General features: G+C 65.4%; 3 protein-coding genes. All 3 read right to left on the bottom strand.

Annotated elements, in window-relative coordinates; genetic code table 11:
* Positions 1 to 112: 112 nt before the first annotated feature.
* The 3 genes from QZY03_RS03100 to QZY03_RS03110 all read right to left on the bottom strand — a co-directional run bounded on the left by QZY03_RS03100 (position 113) and on the right by QZY03_RS03110 (position 1,910).
* Positions 113 to 655, bottom strand: coding sequence for a hypothetical protein (locus tag QZY03_RS03100; protein ID WP_295578213.1), 543 nt, complete (start codon positions 653 to 655; stop codon positions 113 to 115).
* Between the two features lie 141 nt (positions 656 to 796).
* Positions 797 to 1,348, bottom strand: coding sequence for a hypothetical protein (locus QZY03_RS03105; RefSeq protein WP_295578216.1), 552 nt, complete (start codon positions 1,346 to 1,348; stop codon positions 797 to 799).
* Positions 1,349 to 1,412: 64 nt separating this feature from the next.
* Positions 1,413 to 1,910, bottom strand: coding sequence for a hypothetical protein (locus QZY03_RS03110; protein WP_295578218.1), 498 nt, complete (start codon positions 1,908 to 1,910; stop codon positions 1,413 to 1,415).
* Positions 1,911 to 1,992: the final 82 nt, after the last annotated feature.

Genomic DNA, 1,992 nt, shown 5'->3' on the forward strand with positions numbered 1-1,992 from the left:
CGATGCGGTCCCGCGGCGACTGCGAACGCTGCCCGGCCCCATCGCGGCGGGACGCCGCTCCCACGGGGTCGCTGCGCGACTTTCACGATAAAGACAGTGGATCAGGCTTCTTTCACTCGGACGCCAGATCGACCAGCCACCGGCGCGCCGCGGCGAGATCGAACACCAGTCCCGGACGGGGCGCCGCCGGGTCCAGATAGTGTACCAGATTCATCCCCTCACCGATGGCCGGCCAGGGCGGCGGCGGATGCTGGAACCGGCCGCGGCGGTCGCGCATATGACGGCGGTCGCTGGCAAAGGACGCCCGAAAGGCTTCGGCTGAAATCACGCGCAGCCGCGGCGCATAGATCGCCGGCAGCCGATCAGCCAGCGCAAAGGTCTCATCCAGCCAGGTGATGCCCGGACTGGGCAGCGGCAGCCGGCTATCCTGATCCCACACCCGGCCCTGACCATCCACCACCACCACATGATAATCCCAGGCGATCAACCGCCCCGGCGCCGCCGCGCGCTGGTGCAGCAGCGGACAGCGCCCGGCCCGACTGACCAGGAAGACGACATGACGCGCGCCGGGTCCCAGCGCCGGGTCGGCGCACAGCCACCAGGCGTTCTCTTCGCAGTAGAACGGCTGGTAACGCAGCCCCGGTCCTTGATCCACGGCAGCCCCCCCGCATCAACCAGGAAAAACTAATTCATAACCCGCAAGGCCATGGTAGCGAGAACTGACTCATCAGCATTCCATCAGGAGAGAACCGCACCGCAGCGATCCGCGATCCGTCGTCCAAGGGCAAAGAAATCCTTATAGGCATTGCGCACTGCCTCGCCGTGGGCACCGATGGCTCCATCCGCGGGTTTTAGTGCGAACACGGGCTTGCGCGCCTCCATCGCCATCGGCATCAGGCTGCGGTAGTGCTTCAGCATCGCCATCAAGCTCGCGCAGGACGCTGAGCAAGTCGCCGTATAGGGTCTGGTCATTGAGGATCTCGGCATCCAGCGAATCTCCTCCCACGCGCAGAAATTGGATGTAGGCACCTGGCAGCCACGCACGAACGTCGAGCCCGAATAAGAGGATTCCACCATGCGTCGGGCATCCATGCGAGAGATCGAAGAAGCGCAAGGAGGCGAGCTGGTGCTCGACCGAGCGGTTGTTTTCCGCGATCACTTCCGGGGCAACTGCCTGTAGCCGGTAGTCGATCAGGAACAGCGGCTGCGATAGATCCGCCAGTTGGCTTCCCAAACAGGGCTGGGCATCGAATGTCTTCGCATGGGAGACTCTGCGCTCGATGACAGTGAACTCGACTCGGTCCGCCTCGTGTTCGGCGATCACGGCGTAAAGCTCTTGCTCGGTCATAGTCAGCTCGGTGTGTTGGATCGCGCCAGTCGCTCAGCTAAGCCGTAGTTTACGCTGGTCTCGCCTACTCTTTCTCGAACCCCTGACTCGTAAACTTCAGCGTCCGGCAGTTCTCGGTGACCGTGCGCACCACATGGTCCGAGGCGCCGGCCGGGATCTCGGCCTCGACCTCGATGGTGACCGTGACCCTGGTTCCGACCAGGCCGGCGAGGTGCGCGATGACCTCCTCGGCAATGCGGCCGGCATCGCGGCCGACCCGGGTGGCGTCGAGCACGGCCGTGCCGTGGAAGCGCTTGGGTTTCGCCGCCGCGGGTTGGGGGTGGGGCGACGGGGTCAGGCCAGGTTCGATCACCCCCGTAGCGCCAGTGGTCGTGCCGCTACCGCCCTCTGCGAAGGCCCCAGGCAATGGACCAGGATCAGGAGCGACGACCACCCGCTCGGCATCCAGTTGCCGACGCGCCACGTCCGACTTCACCACCAGCCCCGGTGCATGGGCATCGATCAGCGTCACCATCTGTCCGCCGCGCAAGCCCTGGTAGCGGCCCGCGGCCAGCAGTTCCAAATTTGGGTGGCCGCCGCCAACAGCGTGTCGGCAGCGAGGCCGATGGTGGATGCGCTGCGCTTATCCACCCTACGAAACCGGC

Origin of the sequence: uncultured Lamprocystis sp. (genome assembly GCF_903933125.1) — a bacterium.
In the GTDB taxonomy this organism is placed as follows: domain Bacteria; phylum Pseudomonadota; class Gammaproteobacteria; order Chromatiales; family Chromatiaceae; genus Thiodictyon.

Excerpts from the sequence above, each read along its gene's own strand:
- QZY03_RS03105 (WP_295578216.1), bottom strand. The coding sequence starts at position 1,348 with ATGACCGAGCAAGAGCTTTACGCCGTGATCGCCGAACACGAGGCGGAC.